At 37.5% G+C, this 5,934-nt stretch carries 7 protein-coding genes; 6 read left to right on the top strand and 1 reads right to left on the bottom strand.

What is annotated here, in order from left to right; genetic code table 11:
• The 4 genes from sirA to BFL01S_RS18600 all read left to right on the top strand — a co-directional run.
• A partial coding sequence (gene sirA, locus BFL01S_RS18615; RefSeq protein WP_061786610.1) for a sporulation inhibitor of replication protein SirA occupies nucleotides 1-334 on the top strand: 334 nt, incomplete at its 5' end.
• 90 nt (nucleotides 335-424) lie between these two features.
• Nucleotides 425-637, top strand: coding sequence for a YneF family protein (locus BFL01S_RS18610; RefSeq protein WP_025908276.1), 213 nt, complete (start codon nucleotides 425-427; stop codon nucleotides 635-637).
• Nucleotides 638-870: 233 nt separating this feature from the next.
• Nucleotides 871-2,637, top strand: a complete 1,767-nt coding sequence (locus BFL01S_RS18605; protein WP_061786609.1) for an ABC transporter transmembrane domain-containing protein — start codon at nucleotides 871-873, stop codon at nucleotides 2,635-2,637.
• Nucleotides 2,627-4,387 (top strand): ABC transporter ATP-binding protein, encoded by a 1,761-nt coding sequence (locus BFL01S_RS18600; protein WP_390894740.1) that lies wholly within the window; start codon nucleotides 2,627-2,629, stop codon nucleotides 4,385-4,387. The genes BFL01S_RS18605 and BFL01S_RS18600 overlap by 11 nt, the downstream gene beginning before the upstream one ends.
• A gap of 12 nt (nucleotides 4,388-4,399) precedes the next feature.
• On the opposite strand, the gene BFL01S_RS20200 is transcribed toward BFL01S_RS18600, so the two are convergent.
• Nucleotides 4,400-4,576, bottom strand: a complete 177-nt coding sequence (locus tag BFL01S_RS20200) for an aspartyl-phosphate phosphatase Spo0E family protein (protein ID WP_076512718.1) — start codon at nucleotides 4,574-4,576, stop codon at nucleotides 4,400-4,402.
• Nucleotides 4,577-4,706: 130 nt separating this feature from the next.
• On the opposite strand from BFL01S_RS20200, the gene BFL01S_RS18595 reads away from it, so the two are divergent.
• On the top strand, nucleotides 4,707-5,414 hold the full coding sequence (locus BFL01S_RS18595) for a cytochrome c biogenesis CcdA family protein (protein WP_025908279.1): 708 nt from the start codon (nucleotides 4,707-4,709) through the stop codon (nucleotides 5,412-5,414).
• A 119-nt stretch (nucleotides 5,415-5,533) separates the two neighbouring features.
• A complete protein-coding gene (locus BFL01S_RS18590; RefSeq protein ID WP_025908280.1) occupies nucleotides 5,534-5,893 on the top strand; it encodes a response regulator in 360 nt (119 codons plus the stop codon).
• Nucleotides 5,894-5,934: the final 41 nt, after the last annotated feature.

The raw sequence follows: 5,934 nt of genomic DNA, 5'->3' as shown, positions 1-5,934 counted from the left end.
ATTAGAAGATCAATATCTTCAAAAGCAGGTTGAATACATTACAAGACCCCTTGCTATTTCATATATTCAGCGCGCGATACTTCAAATATTTTCTCAATACCCTCACTTCTTTATACACAATGATCATTTTGTTTTAGAATACCCACACAAAAAAAGCCGGGCTTCGCTGAAAATAAATAGTCGATGTATAACGATTGAAGGAGATGGAAATGTTGATGCAGAGACCGCTTTCTTTGAAGTGCTGCGAAAGCTTGATGCGTGCTATCTAGCAATTAATTACGGGACAGAAGAGTACGGATGGCTAAGGCCTGTTAAAACAAGAAAATATGTGTAATTATTTAAGGAAATTAGTCTGGAAATATTGTATATTGGCGAATGATTTAGTACACTGTAAGGTAGACAACACGAAGGAGGAAGTTGTAGTATGTGGCCATATATTCTAGTTGGTATTCTAGCATTGCTTGCTGGGGTAGCGCTAGGATTTTTCATTGCTCGTAAATACATGATGAGCTACTTTAAGAAAAATCCACCAATTAATGAACAAATGTTAAAAATGATGATGATGCAAATGGGCATGAAACCATCACAGAAGAAGATTAACCAAATGATGAAAGCGATGAACAGCCAAATTAAATAACGGTTAATTGGACAGACACTCTCAGCTTAAAGGGTGTCTTTTTTGTACACTAAGTATTTGTAAGAGGGAAAGGGATAACGCAAATATCGTTGCGTTATAAAGAGCTTTAACTGCTTACGCGTATATAATATAAGTATGTACTGACGATAGTATGTGATTGTGTTAAAATATGTAAGCGATATAATATTTGAATTGTTAGAAAATATAGAAAAAACAGGGGTGGTGGTGGGGTTATGAATATATTTCGTGATTTGGGATGGTTTTTTAAGCAAGAAAAGAGAGCGTATATCATAGGGATTTTACTTTTGATAGCGGTTGCTTTACTTCAGCTAGTGCCACCTCGTGTTATTGGGTGGGCAGTTGATGCTATTGAAAAAGGAAGTTTATCAAAAGAAAAGCTCCTTCAGATGGTGCTCTTGTTAGGGGCAGCCGCTGTCGGCTCATATGGTATGAGATACATATGGCGAGTTATGATTTTTGGTGCTGCTGTTAAGCTGGCACGACAAATGCGCAATACGTTGTATGAACACTTCACGAAAATGAATCAAACATTTTATCAAAGTAAACGTACGGGTGACCTGATGGCTCACGCAACGAATGATATTCAAGCTATTCAACAAACAGCGGGAATTGGCGTTTTAACATTTGCGGATTCTGTTATTACGGGCAGTGTTGTTTTAATAACAATGGCTGTAACAATCAGCTGGAAGCTAACGCTAATTAGCTTATTACCCATGCCTTTAATGGCCTGGCTAACGAATAAATATGGCACAATGTTACATCAACGGTTTGGAGAAGCACAAGCGGCTTTTTCTTCATTAAACGATAAGGTGCAAGAAAGTATAACGGGTGTAAAAGTTGTAAAAACGTTTGGAAAAGAAACCTCAGAAGTCGATATGTTTACGAGACAATCAGCTGATGTTGTTCAAAAGAATATGAAAGTAGCGAGAATTGATTCTTTATTTGACCCTACGATTTCTTTTATTGTGAGCTGGTCTTTTTTATTTGCTCTTATTTTTGGATCACGAATGGTCGTAAGCAATGAGATCACGTTAGGAGAACTAGTTACATTTACTACGTACCTTGGGTTGTTAGTGTGGCCGATGCTAGCGTTTGGTTGGCTTTTCAATATCGTAGAAAGAGGAAGGGCTTCATATGATCGAGTTTTTGCTCTACTACAAGAAAAAAATGAGATTGTTGAAAGTGAGAAACCTATTACAAAACGCCCTAATGGAGCGATTACGGTACAAATTGACCGCTTTGTGTATCCGGGTACAGATGAAGCAGCTCTTAAAGATATTCACTTTTCCTTACAGGAAGGCCAAACGCTTGGAATTGTAGGAAAAACAGGAGCTGGAAAAACAACTTTACTAAAGCTTCTTATTCGTGAATTCGATTTAACGGTTGGAGATATTTATTTTGATCAACATAGCATTAAATCTTATAGCTTTGATTCTTTATATAATAGTATTGGTTACGTTCCCCAGGATCATTTCTTATTTTCAACGACAGTAGGAGAAAATATTGCCTTTTCAAACCAAAATGCTTCCCATTCGGATATAGAGCGAGTGGCACAATTGGCACATGTTCATGAAGATATCACGTGCTTTACAGATGGATATGAAACCATTGTAGGAGAAAAAGGGGTTTCTTTATCAGGTGGACAAAAACAACGATTGTCGATTGCGCGTGCACTATTACAAGATCCTCAAATGCTTTTTTTAGATGACTCGCTTTCAGCAGTTGATGGGAAAACTGAAGCCCTTATTTTGAAATCTTTAAAGCAGCACCGCCGCAATAAAACAACGGTTATTACTACTCATCGCCTGAGTGCAGTTGCACATGCAGATTTGATTTTGGTCATTAAAGGTGGTCGAATCATTCAGCGGGGAAGGCATGAAGAACTTTTAAAAGAACACGGGTGGTATCAAGAGATGTATACAAGGCAGCAGCTAGAAGAGATTGTGGAAGCTGGAGGCTATGAATATCATGAAAAATAAACAAGTATTAAGGCGGTTAGTAAGATACGCAGTTCCCCATCGCAAATCCTTTGCGCTTGCATTTTGTTTATTGTTGGTGGCCACCACAGCGGATTTATTAGGTCCCATGCTTATTAAAGTGTTTATTGATACGTATTTAACAGAGCGTTACTTTCCTGTAGAGCCGCTCCTTTTATTAGGAGTTGGCTATATAAGTTTGAACATGGTCAAGGTCGTTATTCAATACTTTCAGCAGCTCAAGTTTCAGGGAATTGCTTTAAACATTATTCAGCAAATAAGAATTGACGTGTTTTCACATGTACATAAGCTTGGGCTCCGCTACTTTGACCGAACGCCAACGGGTAGTCTAGTTTCACGAATCACAAACGACACGGAAGCAATTAAGGAAATGTTTGTCGAAGTGATTGCGGTATTTATTCAAAATGGTGTCTTTTTAATTGGTATTTTTATAGCCATGTTCATTTTAGATATGAAGTTAGCACTTTATTGCTTAGCGCTTTTACCATTCATTTTCGTATTAATGAAAACATATCAGCATTTTAGTGGGATTTATTATGCACAGTTAAGAGAAAAGCTCAGCCAGCTCAATGCAAAGATTCACGAATCGTTACAAGGTATGGGGATTGTTCAGGTATTTAGACAAGAAAAGCGTCTAAGACGTGAATTTGGAGATATTAACGAATCACATTACCAAGCTGGTGTACGTAATTTAAAGTTAGACGGCTTACTTTTAAGGCCAGCAGTTGATGTATTATATGTTCTTGCAATTATTGGCGTACTTAGCTACTTTGGTATATCAGTTTTAGATAGCCCAGTAGAAGTGGGGGTGTTATATGCTTTTGTAAACTATTTGGAGCGCTTTTTTCAGCCAGTTAATGAAATGATGCAGCGCCTTTCAATGTACCAACAAGCCATGGTCGCTTCAAAGCGAGTATTTGAATTAATGGACGAAGGTGAAAAAGTACCGTCTTTTATGAAAGACTCACAAGCTACAATTAAACGAGGTATGATAGAATTTAGAGGAGTTACCTTTTCTTATGATGGAAAGACAAACGTTCTATCAAATATTTCCTTTTTAATAAAAGAAGGTCAAACGGTAGCGTTAGTGGGACATACAGGCAGTGGTAAAAGCTCAATCATTAATCTTCTTCTAGGATTTTATACGCCAAAGCAAGGTGAAATCCTAATTGATGGTCAGCCCCTTCAAACGTATAGTGAAGAAGAAATTAGAAGAAGAATTGGTTTGGTATTACAAGATTCATTTATTTTTGCTGATACGGTTAAAGCAAATATCTCTCTTCATGATCCTTTAATTTTAGAAGAAGATGTACGAGAAGCGCTGAGATTCGTACAGGCAACACCTTTTATTGAAGATTTACCGAAAAGCTATAATGAAGTGCTTGTTGAAAGGGGGGCAACATTGTCAAGCGGCCAGCGTCAACTCTTATCATTTGCTCGCACAATGGTACGTAAACCAAAAATACTAGTTCTAGATGAAGCAACAGCACATATTGATACAGAGACAGAAGATGCTATTCAAGCTGTTTTAGCGAAGATGAAGAGAAATAGGACAACGGTGGCAATCGCTCATCGATTGTCTACTATTCAACATGCAGACGCTATCCTAGTGCTACATAAAGGTGAAATTGTAGAAAGAGGTACTCATGCAGAACTGTTAGAAAAGCAAGGTCTTTATTACAGCATGTATCGACTCCAGAACCATCAAGGAAAGGCTGGTGGAGAGATATAAAAAAACAACTTCTTAAGTAGAAGTTGTGTCGGAGTGCTGTGAAGGAGTGTTATTATAGATGTTTAGTAGATGATCTAATTCTTGACTATGCTTAATAGCAGGGGGAGAATTTAATCCACTAACTCGAACGACCCGAATCAGCTCTTCACGCTTCTTTTCAATCTCTAACAATATATTTTGTTTCAGCAATAGAACTGGTCCCTTCTCAATAAAACTTTTACCTAATTATACAAGATAATGGCACTTTTTGAAAAGGAATAGATGAGTCATTTTGATGACAAAATGGTAACAGATTCTAAACAAATGGAGTGAATCAGAAATGGCTGATGTGAATTTATTTTTAGCATTTGGAGCAGGATTTTTATCGTTTATTTCACCATGCTGTCTACCGCTGTATCCGGCTTTTTTATCGTATATTACAGGTGTCTCAGTAGGGGATCTGAAAGAAGGGAAAAACGTACATCAGCGCAAAGCTCTTTTACATACGACCTTTTTTCTACTAGGCTTTTGTTTAATCTTTATTGCAATTGGTTTTGGCACTTCTTTTATTGGAAGTTTATTTGCGAACTATGGAGATTTAATTCGTCAAGTGGGGGCCATACTCATTGTGTTTTTAGGGCTTGTAACAGTTGGAGTCTTTAAGCCGAAGTTTTTAATGAAAGATCGCAAAGTACAGTTTTCTAATCGACCTACAGGTTTGTTAGGTTCTTCTCTTATCGGAATGGCTTTTGCTGCAGGGTGGACGCCATGTACAGGACCTATTCTTGTATCTGTTATGGCTCTAGCAGCTACTAATCCTAGCTCAGCTATGCTCTACATGATTGCTTATTCGCTAGGGTTTTCAATTCCATTTTTTATCATGTCGTTTTTTATAGGTAAAATGAACTGGATAAAGCGTCATATGAAAGCAATGATGACCGCTGGTGGATATGCAATGATTGGAATGGGAATCATTTTATATTTTGACTGGATGACCAAGATTATTATTTATACAACGAGCATCTTTGGAGGCTTTACAGGGTTCTAGATAACGAAGTGGTGTGGCTTGAAAAAAGTTGGAATCGTTGATAAAGTAATAAGTAAAAAGTCCTATTTCGTTTCGTTGGAAAAGACCAGAGGTAGATAGGGGAAGACGGAGGGCTATAATTGTCAAGAATACTAATTGTAGATGACGCAAAGTTTATGAGAGCAACGTTAAGAAGTATTATGGAGAATGCTGGTTACCACGTAGTTGGAGAAGCGGAAACAGGTAAAGAAGCCATCGAAAAATTTCATGACCTTCAACCTGATGTTATAACGATGGATATTACAATGCCGGAGCTAAATGGAATTGAAGCGGTTAAAGCCATCAAGCGAGTTGATCCGAATGCAAAAATTATTATGTGTTCTGCGATGGGACAACAAAAAATGGTTGTTGAAGCCATTGAGGCTGGTGCAAAAGATTTTATTGTAAAACCTTTTGAGGAGTCGTCAGTGTTAGAAGCTATGAAGCGCTTGCTAAACTAGTAAAAAAACAATAGTTAATTAAATTAAAGGAGACTGAGACA

Origin of the sequence: Priestia flexa NBRC 15715, assembly GCF_001591565.1 — a bacterium.
GTDB lineage: Bacteria > Bacillota > Bacilli > Bacillales > Bacillaceae_H > Priestia > Priestia flexa.
Note: the sequence above shows the minus strand (reverse complement) of the source record. Positions and strands in the feature narration are given on the sequence as shown.